General features: G+C 49.4%; 13 protein-coding genes. 6 read left to right on the top strand and 7 right to left on the bottom strand.

Annotated elements, in window-relative coordinates; all coding sequences use genetic code 11:
* The first annotated feature begins 87 nt into the window (after nt 1–87).
* Both FO441_RS09715 and FO441_RS09710 read left to right on the top strand, forming a co-directional pair.
* Nucleotides 88–1,323, top strand: a complete 1,236-nt coding sequence (locus tag FO441_RS09715) for a hemolysin family protein (RefSeq protein WP_145289338.1) — start codon at nt 88–90, stop codon at nt 1,321–1,323.
* Between the two features lie 78 nt (nt 1,324–1,401).
* Complete coding sequence (locus FO441_RS09710) at nt 1,402–2,388, top strand: Gfo/Idh/MocA family protein (protein WP_145289335.1); 987 nt, start codon at nt 1,402–1,404, stop codon at nt 2,386–2,388.
* Nucleotides 2,389–2,463: 75 nt separating this feature from the next.
* On the opposite strand, the gene FO441_RS09705 is transcribed toward FO441_RS09710, so the two are convergent.
* On the bottom strand, nt 2,464–3,396 hold the full coding sequence (locus FO441_RS09705; protein WP_145289333.1) for an aldo/keto reductase: 933 nt from the start codon (nt 3,394–3,396) through the stop codon (nt 2,464–2,466).
* A gap of 191 nt (nt 3,397–3,587) precedes the next feature.
* Between FO441_RS09705 and FO441_RS09700 the strand changes: the two genes are divergently transcribed.
* The 3 genes from FO441_RS09700 to FO441_RS09690 all read left to right on the top strand — a co-directional run bounded on the left by FO441_RS09700 (nt 3,588) and on the right by FO441_RS09690 (nt 5,972).
* Nucleotides 3,588–4,430, top strand: coding sequence for an MBL fold metallo-hydrolase (locus FO441_RS09700; protein ID WP_145289675.1), 843 nt, complete (start codon nt 3,588–3,590; stop codon nt 4,428–4,430).
* Between the two features lie 61 nt (nt 4,431–4,491).
* On the top strand, nt 4,492–5,343 hold the full coding sequence (locus FO441_RS09695; protein ID WP_145289330.1) for a metallophosphoesterase: 852 nt from the start codon (nt 4,492–4,494) through the stop codon (nt 5,341–5,343).
* Nucleotides 5,343–5,972, top strand: a complete 630-nt coding sequence (locus FO441_RS09690; protein ID WP_145289328.1) for a LysE family translocator — start codon at nt 5,343–5,345, stop codon at nt 5,970–5,972. The genes FO441_RS09695 and FO441_RS09690 overlap by 1 nt, the downstream gene beginning before the upstream one ends.
* 70 nt (nt 5,973–6,042) lie before the next feature.
* On the opposite strand, the gene menC is transcribed toward FO441_RS09690, so the two are convergent.
* Complete coding sequence (gene menC / locus FO441_RS09685; protein WP_145289325.1) at nt 6,043–7,182, bottom strand: o-succinylbenzoate synthase; 1,140 nt, start codon at nt 7,180–7,182, stop codon at nt 6,043–6,045.
* 11 nt (nt 7,183–7,193) lie between these two features.
* Nucleotides 7,194–8,633 carry a YfcC family protein gene (locus tag FO441_RS09680; RefSeq protein ID WP_145289323.1) on the bottom strand — a complete coding sequence of 480 codons (1,440 nt, stop codon included), beginning with the start codon at nt 8,631–8,633 and terminating at the stop codon, nt 7,194–7,196.
* Nucleotides 8,634–8,725: 92 nt separating this feature from the next.
* Between FO441_RS09680 and FO441_RS09675 the strand changes: the two genes are divergently transcribed.
* Nucleotides 8,726–9,832 (top strand): amidohydrolase, encoded by a 1,107-nt coding sequence (locus FO441_RS09675; protein ID WP_145289320.1) that lies wholly within the window; start codon nt 8,726–8,728, stop codon nt 9,830–9,832.
* Between the two features lie 126 nt (nt 9,833–9,958).
* On the opposite strand, the gene FO441_RS09670 is transcribed toward FO441_RS09675, so the two are convergent.
* The 4 genes from FO441_RS09670 to FO441_RS09655 form a co-directional block, all read right to left on the bottom strand.
* A complete protein-coding gene (locus FO441_RS09670; protein WP_145289317.1) occupies nt 9,959–10,483 on the bottom strand; it encodes a hypothetical protein in 525 nt (174 codons plus the stop codon).
* A 78-nt stretch (nt 10,484–10,561) separates the two neighbouring features.
* Nucleotides 10,562–10,810 carry a hypothetical protein gene (locus FO441_RS09665; protein WP_145289315.1) on the bottom strand — a complete coding sequence of 83 codons (249 nt, stop codon included), beginning with the start codon at nt 10,808–10,810 and terminating at the stop codon, nt 10,562–10,564.
* Nucleotides 10,811–10,852: 42 nt separating this feature from the next.
* Nucleotides 10,853–13,498, bottom strand: coding sequence for an MMPL family transporter (locus FO441_RS09660; protein ID WP_145289312.1), 2,646 nt, complete (start codon nt 13,496–13,498; stop codon nt 10,853–10,855).
* The gene (locus tag FO441_RS09655; RefSeq protein ID WP_145289310.1) at nt 13,482–13,946 is read right to left on the bottom strand and encodes a MarR family winged helix-turn-helix transcriptional regulator; all 465 of its coding nucleotides are present in this window, start codon (nt 13,944–13,946) and stop codon (nt 13,482–13,484) included. The genes FO441_RS09660 and FO441_RS09655 overlap by 17 nt, the downstream gene beginning before the upstream one ends.
* Nucleotides 13,947–14,084 lie beyond the last annotated feature (138 nt).

Genomic DNA, 14,084 nt, shown 5'->3' with positions numbered 1-14,084 from the left:
CATTCACATCAAAAAATGGTAAAATGAAAAGAATCTGTGTAAAAAACATATTAAGATAATCAGAGATATATTCGAGGAGGATAAAAATTGATCATTGCGATCATCATACTGCTGTTCGTCTCACTGTTCTTTTCAGGCAGCGAAACAGCCCTGACAGCAGTCAATAAAATGAGATTACAGTCCAGGGCGAATAAAGGGGATGCTTCTGCAAAACGCCTTCTGAGACTGGTTTCAAGACCGAGTGTATTTATTACTACAATACTTATCGGCAACAATATAGCGAACATTCTGCTGCCGACACTTGTCACGACGATGGCGCTCGAGTACGGAGTCAATGTTGCGATTGCTTCTGCTGTACTTACCATTACAATCATCGTCTTCGCCGAGGTCATCCCGAAGTCGGTAGCGGCAACATTCCCGGAACCGATTGCCATGGCCGTGGCACCTGTCATCACCTTTTTTGTGGTCATTTTCAAGCCGATCACCGTTGTGCTCAACTGGCTGACGGATGCACTTGCCAGAATACTTTCAAAAGGTGAACTGGAAGGCGCTGCATCTGTTTCCAAGGATGAACTGCGAACGATCGTCGATATCGCAGATTCCGAAGGGATGCTCGCGAAGGATGAGTCATACCGTATCAAAGGTGTACTGGAGTTCCGTAATCTGAACGTGAAAGACGTTCTGACGACACCAAGGACCGAAATGGAGGTCATATCCTCCACGGCAACATATGAGGAAACGCGTGATCATGTCATCCGTCATATGTATACACGCTATCCTGTATATGCTGAAGACATGGATGACATCATCGGTGTATTCCATTCCAAATACCTGCTCCAGTGGTCGGTCGATCCGTCCAAAAAACTCATGGACTTCTGTGACCTGGATCCACTGATCATCCATGAGTTCCAGCCGGTCGAGTACGTCCTGCGTAAAATGACGAAGGAACGGCGTCATCTCGCAGTCGTTATTGATGAATTCGGGGGGACGGAAGGTATTTTGACCCATGAAGATATTATAGAAGCAATGCTCGGCTTTGAGATTGAGGATGAAACAGATCTCAGGAACGATGCGCTTGTGGAATCCATAAGTGAGACAAGAATTGTCTGTGACGGAAAGATTACACTGCATCGGCTCAATGCCATATTCGACACGGATATTCCACAGGAGGAAGATACGCTGTCAGGATTTCTGCTGAAAGAATTCAAAGATTTCCCTGTAGAAGGGGACACGCTCCGCTACGATGGCCTGAAGTTCGAAGTGATGGTCATGGAAGACCAGATGATCCGTAAAGTGGATATAGTGAAAGAGGAAAGTGAATAGAGGACGTACATCCGCTTGGATGTGCGTCTTTTTTATATGGTAGACTATAGGAAAGTATCAGGAAAAGGAAGGGTTCAATTGAAAATTTCAACGATAGGCACGGGATTCATCGTAGACCGCTTCATAGAAGCCGCGGAGCAGGTTGAAGGGGTAAAAGTATACGGCGTGCATTCCCGCACGAAAACACGCGCCAGATTGTTCGCAGAAGGACATGGAATCGACAACTACTTCACGGACGTGGCAGAAATGCTTACCGATGACCAGTACGATACGGTCTACATCGCTTCACCGAACAATCTGCACTACAAATATGCCAGACAGGCACTCGAACATGGCAAGCATGTAATCTGTGAAAAGCCGTTCACTTCAAATCTGCGGGAGCTGCAGGACCTGATTGCCTTGAGTCGGGAGAAGGGGCTGTTCCTGTTCGAAGCGGTCACCGGCATTCATCTGCCGCACTACAAGGTGGTAAAGGAAAATCTGCACAGAGTGGGGGACCTCAAAGTGGTCCAGGCGAACTACTCGCAGTACTCGAGCCGCTATGATGCACTGAAATCCGGGGAAGTGCCGAATGTCTTCAACCTGGAATTTTCGGGTGGTGCCTTGGCGGATCTGAACATCTATAACCTCCATTTCGTCATCGGACTGCTCGGGAAGCCTGAAGATGTCTTCTACTTGCCGAACAAGTTTGAAAATGGCATCGATACTTCCGGCGTATGTGTGATGAAATATGTAGGAAGCATCGCGACGTGCATCGGATCCAAGGATACGAAAAGCGAAAACAGCATTCTGCTGCAGGGGGACAAGGGATACATCAAAGTCAATGGCTCAGCGAACATCATCGATTCCGTTGAAATCCAGACTGATGATTACGATGAAACGATCGACCTGGGACAGCATGAAAACAACATGGTGTCTGAACTTGAGGATTTCAAGGAGATCTACGATAATGGTGATCATCAGTCGGCGTCCGGGTGGCTGAACCACTCCATAAATGTCATGGAAACATTCGAGGAGGCCAGAAAAAGCGCCAGTATCATGTACCCGGCAGATAATGGCCGGTAGGAGCTGAATATACGTTTAAAGACCACCCCTCGGCCAAACCGATGGGTGGTCTTCGTTCCGGCAATCGAACTATCGTCAGGGCACCATATTACCGGCTGTCGCATAGATCTGATACCATTCTTCACGACTGAGTCTGACATTTCCGGCTTTGGCGATATCTTCAAGCCTCGATGTGTCGGTTGTGCCGACAATCGTCTGCATGGTGGCAGGATGTCTCAGTATCCAGGCTATCGCAGCCGCGTTCTTTGTAATGCCATGGGACTGGCCGATATCCTCAAGCACTTTGTTGAGTTTTTCAAACTTTGGGTCGTCCATGATGATGCCTTCAAAATAGCCGTAATGGAAAGGCGACCATGCCTGCAGCGTTACATCATTCAGACGGGACTGCTCGAGCAGCCCGCCATCCCTGTCTGCGGCCCCTTCAAAAGGTGTGTTGGCCTGCATGCCGCTGTTGACCAAATGAGCAGCGGCAGGTCCGAACTGTACCTGGTTGGTGATGAGCTTGTGTGATGTATGTTGTTGGACAAAGTCGAACTGGTTGGCATTGAAGTTGCTGAGTCCGAAGTGTCTGACCTTTCCGGTATCATGAAGCCTGTCAAATGCCTCGGAAATCTCTTCCGGCTCCATCAGTGCATCCGGGCGGTGCAGCATGAGTAGATCCAGGTAGTCGGTACCAAGCCTTTCCAATATGCCATCAACGGCGTCAATAATATACGCCTTCGATAGATCATAATACTGGACGTCTTTTTTTCTTTCATGACGAATACCACATTTGCTCTGAATCAGGATATCCTTCCTGTCCAGTTCGGTTGCCAGCAGCTTGCCGAATTTCCGTTCACATTCCCCCCGGCCATATATATCTGCATGGTCGAAAAGGTTGATGCCGTGTTCGATTGCTGTGCTGATGTGTCTGGCCAGTGCATCCGTCTTCATTTCCGAAATGCGCATGCAGCCAAGAACGATTCTTGAAGCTTCGAGTTCCGAACCTCCGAGATTGATTCTATCCATATTGATCACCTCACATTCATTTTAACATATAAGAGATAACAGGCTGGACGACAAGATGCATGTCGCTTTCATCAGGTGCTGAAATGATGGACTTGTCTCCGGGGACCCGATATTTTTGGAATGAAGTTGTGTATGCGAGGGTAAATGAATGCTGTAGACATTAAATTTCAAGGGGGATTACGATGAGCAGAATGCAGTATGGCAGTGACTATAAGAATATCCCGACGTACTCGACAGAGAGCGGCAACGTGACGGAGGTGCTCTCGGACCTTTGCACCTACACGAACAAGATCGTCAATCTGCACATGGTCGGCCACCCGGATGCGCAGGACTTCGTACTGGTGGATGCCGGGCTGACCAATTCGGCGGAAGCAATCATCAAAGTGGTGGAGGACCGCTTCGGAGAAGGGGCGAGGCCCGGAGCCATCGTTCTGACCCATGGCCATTTCGACCATGTCGGCTCCATCATCGAGCTGATCGAACACTGGGACGTCCCGGTCTACGCACATAAGCTTGAGCTTCCCTATCTGACAGGAAGGACACCTTATCCGGACCCGGATCCGACAGTGGAGGGGGGCATGATGGCCAAAATGTCCTCGATCTATCCGAAAGAGCCGGTTGATCTGGCGGAGAACGTGCATCCGCTGCCGGCGGACGGCACAGTACCGTATCTGCCGGAATTCGAATGGATCCATACACCAGGACATTCCGACGGACATGTATCATTCTACCGTGCATCGGATGGTACATTGATTGTCGGAGATGCATTCGTCACTGTGCAGCAGGATTCACTCTACAAGACGATGGTGCAGAAAAAGGAGATCCATGGACCGCCGGTCTATTTTACAAACGACTGGGAAGCGGCAAAGGCATCGGTGGAGAAACTGGCATCCATTGAACCGGAAACAGCCGTATTCGGCCATGGCAAGGCACTGAAGGGTGAAGAATTGCGTGAAGGCTTGAACACGCTTGTTGAAAACTTCGATGAAGTGGCGAAACCGTCGCACGGTAGATATATAGATGACGAAAAATAGAATATGAGTTTCAAGGCGTGCCGATTTGCTCTATAATGGAAAGAAAAATCGAGGTAGTCATATGAAGATTTCCCAGATTGTACTAGGCTTTTCCATTGCGTTGGCGCGCTTTCTCTATAAGCAGGATAAGGACATCATCACAACGTACCATACACATGCATCCGTCCGGGTACCCCCGGCATTCGACGGCTTCAAGATCATCCAGGTGTCGGACTTCCATAATGCCTGGTTCGGCTTCCGTTCTGCCAAACTGATCCGTGAAATAAAGAAGATCGATGGCGATGTCATCTTTGTCACCGGCGATGTGATCGACCGGCGTACACCGAACTTCAGGCGGTCTATGCAGCTGATCACCCAGTTAGTCGGTATTCTGCCGACCTACTATGTGACGGGCAACCATGAAGCCCACTATAGAAAATTCGATAAGCTCGAGCAGGCAATCGATGCCTCCGGCATGAAGAATATCAGCAAAAGCAATGAGTGGATCAATATCGGTCATGAATATATCAGGGTGATCGGTATGGAGGATCTCTGGTTCTATGGCACGGACGGTGATCACCAGGTGACAGCCGATTTCAGACGGGATCTCGAACACAGACTCGAGAACAGGCCCGATCGCTTCACCATTGTACTGTCGCACCGTCCGGAACTGTTTGATATGTATACACGCTTCCCGATCGACCTCGTGTTCACCGGTCATGCCCATGGCGGGCAGATCCGCCTGCCGATCGTCAAAGGGCTCTACGCGCCGCACCAGGGTGTACTTCCCAAGTATACTGAAGGCGTATATGAAAAAGATGGTACCAGCATGGTCGTCAGCCGGGGGCTCGGCAACAGCCGCTTCCCGTTCCGTGTATTCAACCGTCCGGAGATCGTCGTCATGGAACTGAAGCGAACGGAGGGGGCGGAGTAATGGACAACTTGATGGCATATATAGCGGTCGTCATCGTGCTCGCAATGATGCCAGGTGCCGATTCGATGATCATCATGAAGAATACACTCAACATCAACAGCAATGCAGGCAGGGTGACGATCCTCGGCATCGTCCTCGGTCATCTGTTCTGGACGTTCATCGCCGTCATCGGCCTCGCTGTCGTCATTGCGAATTCGATCATACTGTTCAGTACCATAAAATATATCGGGGCCGCCTATCTGATCTATATCGGCATCAGAAGCTTCACTGCAGGCCAGCTTGTCTCTGTGGATGATCTGAAAGAGAAGCAGCAGCAGGCGAAAGGGCAGTTGGGCGAAGCGTTCCGGCAGGGGCTGATCAGCAACATCCTGAACCCGAAAGTGCTGCTGCTCTATATCACCATCATGCCGCAGTTCATGACCGTCGGGGGCAGTATTGGAGAGAACCAGCAGCTGGTCATACTGGCCGGCCTGCTGATCGGCATCTCATCACTATGGTTCCTGCTTGTCGTCGAACTCGTCAACATCATGAAAAAATGGCTCAAAAGCAGGATGTTCCAGAACTGGCTCGCCAAAGGTGCCGGCGTCGTACTCATCCTGTTCGGAATCCGTACTGCACTCGACGCCTGATGGACAACATTCATAAGCATAAATAAACCCGTAACCGGGTTTCCCGGTTACGGGTTTCATGCATTTGAAATCAGTTATAGAAGTTCATGTCCGGGACATCCGCCTCTGTGATCACGTCGGTCTGCTTCAAGTATTGCTGCATCTTGTCAAAATCGACTTCTGCTCCGATGCCGGGCGCGCTGCTGACTTGTACAACACCGTCTTTGGCAACGACCTCAGGCGTGATGATGTCTTCATACCAGTATCTGCTTGATGATGCTGTATCACCAGGCAGTGTGAAGTTGCCAAGTGTCGTGATGGCGATATTGTGCAGACGGCCGACACCCGCTTCAAGCATGCCGCCGCACCATAATGGAATATCATGCTTCTGTGCAAGGTCGTGGATTTTTATGGACTGTGTAATGCCGCCGACACGTCCAACTTTCACATTGATGATCCTGCAGCTGCCAAGCTCGATGGCACCGAGGGCGGCCTGATAGGAATCGATGCTTTCATCGAGACATACCGGAGTGGAGATCTGTTTCTGCAGTTTGGCGTGGTCGATCAGATCTCCGGCAGCAAGCGGCTGCTCGATCATCATCAGATCGAATGCATCGAGTGCCTTCAAAGTTTCGATGTCATCCAGCGTATAGGCGGAATTGGCATCGGCCATGAGCGGGATATCACCGAAGCGGTCTCTGATCCTGCGGATCATATCGACATCTCGTCCGGGCTTGATCTTCACTTTGATGCGCTTGTAGCCCTCATCCACCTTCTCCTTGACTTTCTCGAGCAGCAGCTCATCAGTCTCCTCGAGACCGAGTGAAATTCCGACCTCAACCTGAGTCTTCTGTCCACCGATGGCTTCAGCCAGTGTCATATCGTTCTGCTTGGCGTACAGATCCCATACGGCGCCTTCGATGGCTGCTTTTGCCATATTGTTTCTTTTGAAGGGCTTGAACAGTTCCCAGACTTCGTCCGGATGATCTATTTCATTGTGGATGATCATCGGTGCAAAATACTTCTTCATCGCAATGATGGATGCATCCATGAACTCTTCCGAGTAGAGTGGATCCTCCCCGGACACGCACTCCCCGAAACCGGAGCGGCCTGTTTCATCAATGGCTTCCACAATCGTAATGAAGCGGTCCTGCTGTGTACCAAAGCTTGTGGTGAATGGTGTTTTCATCTTCATCGACAGCTGATGCAGTCTGATTTCTGTAATCTTCATTCATTTTCCTCCTATACTGGTCCCCAGTTGATTGCGACAAGCACAATCAAATAGATGATACCAAGAACATACCATATAAGGACGAGCGGCAGGGCAAATTTGACCCATTTTGTATATGGTACACCGGCAATGGCGAGATTTGCCATCAGTACACCGGAGAGCGGGGTGATGATATTGGTGAAGCCGTCCCCCATCGTATAGGCCTGTACAGCGACCTGTCGCGGGAAGTCCATGATGTCGGCGAGCGGCGCCATGATCGGCATGACGATTGCTGCCTGGCCACTGCCTGATGTGACAATAAGATTGAACAGTCCATTGGCCAGGAACATGATGATGGCACCGGTCGTGCTGGAGAATGGTTCCATGATGATCGCCATGAAGTTGACGACACTATCCAGTACCATACCCTGCTCGAGGATGACGACGATCGAACGGGCCATCCCGATGATCAGAGCACCGTAGAGCACCGTATTGGCCCCTTCGATGAAGGTGGAGATCATGTCGTTGACGTGGATTCTGCCGATGATGGCTGCAGCCACCATGATGATGAGGAAAACCGCAGACATTTCACCGAGACTCCACTCGGCAACAAACACACCAGTGACATAGGCACCGATTCCGCCTGCCAATGCCAGCAGTACGAGGATGTGCTTCAATTTCATGTCCTGCTGGCCGAGCTCTTGTCCCTCTGAAGGTGTTTTAGGAAATGGATTCTCTTTCAGAATACCGCGGCTCGGATCCTTCTTGATACGGTTTGCGTACCAGATGACGTATGCCATGGTCGCAATCAGTGCAATGACATACATGATGACACGTTCCCGTGCACCGGAGAAGAGCGGGATTTCAGCAATCTGCTGGGCGAAGCCGATCGTCAGCGGGTCCAGTACGGCGACACCGAAACCGACATAGGCACCCAGATAGATGATGGATATGCCGATGATGGCATCCATCTTCATGGAGCGCGCAAGAATGATGCCGAGCGGAATGAAGGCGATGACGGCATTTACGATGATGCCGAGCGTACCGAAAATGGAAAAGACGATCATAACGAGCGCAATGAGCAGCCATTCCTTATTTTTAGTGATGCGGATGATTTTCGTTACCAGCGCATCGATGGCGCCCGTTCTTTCGATGACGGCAAACGCACCGCCGATGATCAGAACGAGAAATATGAGATTCGAGGTACTGACAAGCCCTTCGACGATGGCGCCGAAGACATCGAGGAATCCGGCCGGGTTGGAATCGATGATACTGAACGTGCCGGGTATGATGACATCGATGCCTTCCGATGACTCCTCCGTTTCAAACGTACCTGCTGGGATTATGTATGTAGCGACAGCTGCAAGGACAAGGAAGAAGAATAGTATGGCGTAGGCATCCGGCATGCGGAATCCTCTCTTTTTCCTTTGTTTCACTTCACTTTCTTCAGTGGATCTGTTTTCATCCGTCATAAAATACCTCCTATTTGAATTTTCAAGCAATTAAATATATTATAGTAGACAGTGAATGATTATTCAATAAGTTGCATGGAAGGAGTTTTATTTTGCTGAAAGACAACATTCAGGAAGTATTTGAACATATACACGAGCACCCGGAACTGAGCTATGAGGAGACGGAGACAACCGAGTACATATACAACTATTTGAAAGAGGCAGGTTTTGAACCCGTCAAGTTCAGCAATACGACGGGACTCTACTGTGATGTCGGCAGCTTTGAAGACGGAAACCTGATCGTCGGCATCAGAGCGGATATCGATGCACTGTATCAGGAAGTGAACGGCATCAAGCAGGCGAACCACTCGTGTGGGCATGATGCACATACCGCAATGGTCATCGGCACGATGCTGAAGATAAAAGACGATCCGGCGCTTGAAGCAAAAGGTGTCCGTTTCATTTTCCAGCCTGCCGAAGAAGTCGGGACGGGAGCACTCTCTGTTGTCGATGAAGGGGTGATAGACGATCTGGACTACTTTTTCGGCATCCACCTGAGACCGATCGAGGAGGCGACGAACGGTTTTGCCACTCCGAGCATCGAGCATGGTGCTGCCGGTTCGCTGAAGTTCAGGATTGTCGGTCAAGATGCGCATGGCGCAAGACCGCATCTGAACCATAATGCGATTGAGGTCGGGGCGGATATCGTCAATATGCTGTCCAAGATACACATCAATCCGGTCATTCCCTCTTCAGTCAAAATGACGAAGTTTCTCGCCGGCGGGAAGTCGTTGAACATTATACCGGGTGTGGCGGAATGCGGCATTGATATGCGTGCCCAGACAAATGAACAGATGGACAAGCTGAAGGAGCGGGTCTTCAATATCCTCAAATACATCGAGGAATTCTACGACGTCAAAATAGAAGATAAGGAGTTTTCTGGAATCGTCGCAAGCGAGAGTCATCCTGATGCGATTGAAGTCCTGCGCAGATCCATTGTGGATGTACTCGGGGAAGAGAAATGCCTGGAGCCGGTTGTGACAAGCGGTGGGGATGATTTCCATTACTACACTGTCAAACTGCCAAATCTGAAAGGGGCGATGATCGGCATCGGTTGCGATCTCAAGCCGGGTCTGCACCATCCGTACATGTCATTTGAACATTCGGCAATGCAGAATGGTACTGAAATACTGTACCGTGCCATTGTGAATGCACAATAACTCCATGAAAGAAGGGATGGGGAAGAGATGCGCGGTCTTCATCCTGGTGATCATGCTCGCAGCATGCGACTGCTTGAAATACCGCTGGAATAGAAAAATCCTGGACACAGTCCAGGATTTTTCTGATTATATACTCTTATACTGCTCTTCGTTTATGCTGCTTTCATCAACGATGCCCATCGCATCTTCTTCCAGTTTACGATTGTAGAGGAAGAGGATGATGATGGCTGCGATACCGACAGTGAGCATGTTCAAGAGAGCAAGCAGGGCAGCTGTACCAAAGTTCTTCGTATAGGCTTTGAAAATACCGAGGAACGCAATGGATTCCATAAGAACGTAAGTGATGGCGATGTCGCCGATCGAAAGTCCCATCAGATATACGACGATACCGATGATGGCAAATGCGACTCCGATGGTTTTAGGATTGAACCTGCCCCGGTCGATGACATGTCCATCATACATCTGACCGCCAAGATAGAATGTACCGAAAGGAACAAATCCAAGCAGCGGCATATCAAGATTCTTTTTCTCAGCAACGCGGAAAAGGAAATATCCCTGCAGCAGCCATTTGACGAGGCCGATCAGTGAAAAGAAGATGAACAGCAGTATACCGACGATGGCAAGACCAGCTAGAAGACCAATTATTTCCATGTTTATTCACATCCTTCAGTGAAATTATACCATATCTCGAGAATACCATAAAATAAAAAGCAGGCCCGAAGGCCTACTTTATCTGCCGTATCTACGGTAGTTTCTGGCATTTATTTTCTCGGCACTGCGGTATGCATCAATAACAGCGTAAATCCAGACAATCGGCAGGAATATATAGCCGACAAGTACAAAAGTCAGAGCACCATTTACCATCTGGATAAGAATGATGATGATCCCTTTCAGGATCTGGCCATTATATATCTGCCCGAGTCCGTTAATCAGGGCACTCAGGACAGCTGCGACACCGGAACTTTTCTGTGAAGGCATGTTTTCACTCCTCAAGTTTTCTTAACAGATTATACATACCCTTTATTCCTTGTCTTTAAACTTGTCCTCTCGCGCTCTGCCACCAGGCATTCTGAATGGCCACCAGTTGCCGCGTCCGAATGTGATGACGAATGCGGGAACGAGCAGTGGCAGTACGATGAATGCGTAGAATAGCAGGGCGAAGATGATGATGCTTGCGACCTGGATCAGTATGATCATGCCGGACGGAAGCAGTGCGGCGAATGTACCGGACAGGATGATGACTGCCGTAATGACGACGCCACCCATCCGTCTGATGGACTGCTCGATTGCATCGCGGATGCTGCGCCCGGTCAATTCTTCACGGAAGCGGTCGATGATGAATATCGAGTAGTCGATGCCGAGTGCTGCGAATATGATCAGACTGAAGAATGGTACCGCCCAGTTCAGTTCACCATATCCGAAGAATCCGAGCAGCCACTGTGTAATGGTTACGGACGCGAAATAGGTGATGAAGATCGAGCTGATCATTGAGATCGGCAGGATCAGGGATCTGAAAATGATGGCCAGTACAACGAATAACGTCAGTATGAATATCGTTACAACACGGTTGTAGTCATCATTTGAAATCTGGTTCAGATCACGGTTCATGCTTGTGACGCCCGAGAAGTATGCGTCAGTATCCTCGCGACCAAGACGCTGGAGCTCATCCTCCACCGTTGTTTCGATATCATTCAAGGTCGACATGGCTTCATGACTGTATGGATCGACGGCAAGAACGACGTTCATGATGAGCGCTTCATTGCTGTCGCCGAATGCATACTGGTCGACCGCGTCCTGAATTTCTTCATTATCTATAAAGGATTGGGGCACGTGGATGCCGGTCTGGTCGACGGCCTCATTGGTGCTGATGCCCTCAAGCAGGGTGGATACTTCTTCAAGACCGTTCTGGATCTCATCGATGCCTGCGGCCGAATCTGCAAGGCCATTGCTGAGTTCGGTCAGCTGCTCGCTTGCTGCAGCCTGCTGTTCAGTCAGCTGGGTATTGGCAGCAGCCACTTCCTCGGATAGCGTCGTCAGACCATCCTGTACTTGGGAAAGCTGCTGTGCGGCTCCTTCGGCATCCCCTGTCTGGTTCATATACTGGGTGATCTGGCTGATATTGCTGTTGATGTCATTGATTCCCGTCTCAAGCTGCGACAGGTCACCGCCTGATGTGCCTGTATTGGCAAGGCTGTCACTTGCTTCAGTCAGACCAGTGGATATTTCCGCCAGGCCATCCTGCATGTCAGCGATACCTTCATTTGTCTGCTCGAGCTGATTGCGCACATTGAGATCTTCAATTGCTTCACCGGCAGGGCGTGTAAGCGTCTGCACTTCTTTTACACCGTCAAGACTTGCTACTGTGGAAGCTACGGCATCCAGCCTCGACAGGCTTTCCTGATTCAGCAGGTCATCGCCATTGGATATGATGACTTCTACCGGGAACAGCTGTCCCTCGTCGAAATTTTCACTGACGACATTGGTCGCATGCACGGTGGAGTAGCCATCATCCAGCTCTTCGATGGAGTCGAAATTCACTTCATCATCATAGAATAGAGCAATCGCAATCAGTATTGCGAAAATGGAGAAGATGATCCGTGTCGGATACTTCAACGACAATATGCCGAGTGGTGTCCATAGTCTGCTTTCCTTGAATTCCGTCTTCTTGATGTTCGGCCAGAAGATGTATCTGCCAAGCAGGTACATCAGTACCGGCAGCAGTGTGAAGATCGCCAGCAGCAGGAAGACGACACCGAGTGCCACACCGACTGCGGAACGGTATATTTCAAAGTTTGCAAAATAAAGCACACCGAACACGATGGCGCCGGATAGACCACTGATGAATACCGTCTTGCCGGCAGTGGAGAAGGTGCGGATGACGGCATCGTACTTTTCACGATGCTCGAGCTCCTCCTTGAAGCGGTTGAGCAGCAGAATACAGTAGTCGGTACCGATACCGAACAGGATGACGATCAGAAAACTCTGTGTCTGTGGCGAAATCGGAAAACCGAACCACTGTACAAACCATCCGACAAAGGACTGGCCGAGCAGATAGGCAACACCGACAACTGCTACAGGTACAAGTGGTGTTACGATGGACCGGAACATGAGCAGCAGTACACCGACAACGATGATGACTGTAAATAATTCGGTGGACTGGATGCCTTCCATGGCATCCTGTTCGACTGTAGCCTGAATCAGTTCATTTGAAGTCAGGGAAGTTCTGGCTTCGGTTGTATTCATTTCTTCTATCGAGTCCGCAACACTGCTGATGTCGTTCAGTGGACCAACATAATCCATCGGAATCATGATGACACCATTCTCATTGTTGATGAAGTTGCTCTGGACAGATTCTTCATAAGTAAAAGGATTGATGACATTGTCCACTTCATCAAGGGACCTGATTTCTTCAATGTACGAGACAATGTCGGATTCGTGTGTATCGACTTCATCGTCAAACTCGAGAACCAGGGACATTGTTTCCTTATCTTGTCCGTACTCTTCAAGGAACTGTCGTGCCTGTTCACTTGGAGAATCATCGGATAGCTGGATATCCCCTTTTTCTGTTGCCAACTGGGTCAGGTTGGGCGAGAGGATGTAGGTCGCAACAGTAAAGATGAGCATCAATACTGTAATCGGCCATTTGAACTTAAGAATGTGTTTCATCGTGGGTACCTCCAGGTATATACTTCAAAATTGTGAGTGTTGCTTCGTAAAGCTTTCTTTCTTCTTCCTGCGTAAGATTGGAAACATTCGCTCTGATCTTGCCGAGAATATTATCCATGAACTCCTCAAGCAGCTCTTCCGCTTCCTCGGTCATGCAGATCAGCTTGGAGCGCTTATCCTGCGTCAGCTCGTTCTGCCTGATGGTGACAAGCTTCTTGCGCTCAAGCTTCTTGACCGTATGCGTAATGGCACTTCTCTGGACATTCAGTTCCAGTGCCAGCGCGGAAGGCGTCGCATGACCATTCAGATAGATGTACTGGATGATGTCCATCTGGGTTTTGGAAATATGGAGTCTTGCAACAGAGTCGGTAACATCGTTGAATACTTGCGTGTATCCATAACCGTATATGTCCCTCAAGTTGTGGACGATATCATTTTTTCTTATCATGTATTACAGCCCCGCTTAATTGTTGAGCATGCTCAACTAAATGAAATATACCACAGTTTAGCATGAGAGAGGCTCGGGGTCAAAAGATAAGATGTGACACTTTTGTAAATATGCAAGGAACAAAAAAAGAGACACCTC

This window comes from Salinicoccus cyprini, assembly GCF_007713705.1.
Taxonomy (GTDB): domain Bacteria; phylum Bacillota; class Bacilli; order Staphylococcales; family Salinicoccaceae; genus Salinicoccus; species Salinicoccus cyprini.
Note: the sequence above shows the minus strand (reverse complement) of the source record. Positions and strands in the feature narration are given on the sequence as shown.

What these genes read in the sequence shown, in the direction of transcription:
- FO441_RS09705 (WP_145289333.1), bottom strand. Translation starts at nt 3,396, where the DNA reads ATGGATAGAATCAATCTCGGAGGTTCGGAACTCGAAGCTTCAAGAATC.
- FO441_RS09700 (WP_145289675.1), top strand. Translation starts at nt 3,588, where the DNA reads ATGCAGTATGGCAGTGACTATAAGAATATCCCGACGTACTCGACAGAG.
- FO441_RS09695 (WP_145289330.1), top strand. Translation starts at nt 4,492, where the DNA reads ATGAAGATTTCCCAGATTGTACTAGGCTTTTCCATTGCGTTGGCGCGC.
- FO441_RS09690 (WP_145289328.1), top strand. Translation starts at nt 5,343, where the DNA reads ATGGACAACTTGATGGCATATATAGCGGTCGTCATCGTGCTCGCAATG.
- menC (WP_145289325.1), bottom strand. Translation starts at nt 7,182, where the DNA reads ATGAAGATTACAGAAATCAGACTGCATCAGCTGTCGATGAAGATGAAA.
- FO441_RS09680 (WP_145289323.1), bottom strand. Translation starts at nt 8,633, where the DNA reads ATGACGGATGAAAACAGATCCACTGAAGAAAGTGAAGTGAAACAAAGG.
- FO441_RS09670 (WP_145289317.1), bottom strand. Translation starts at nt 10,483, where the DNA reads ATGGAAATAATTGGTCTTCTAGCTGGTCTTGCCATCGTCGGTATACTG.
- FO441_RS09665 (WP_145289315.1), bottom strand. Translation starts at nt 10,810, where the DNA reads ATGCCTTCACAGAAAAGTTCCGGTGTCGCAGCTGTCCTGAGTGCCCTG.
- FO441_RS09660 (WP_145289312.1), bottom strand. Translation starts at nt 13,498, where the DNA reads ATGAAACACATTCTTAAGTTCAAATGGCCGATTACAGTATTGATGCTC.
- FO441_RS09655 (WP_145289310.1), bottom strand. Translation starts at nt 13,946, where the DNA reads ATGATAAGAAAAAATGATATCGTCCACAACTTGAGGGACATATACGGT.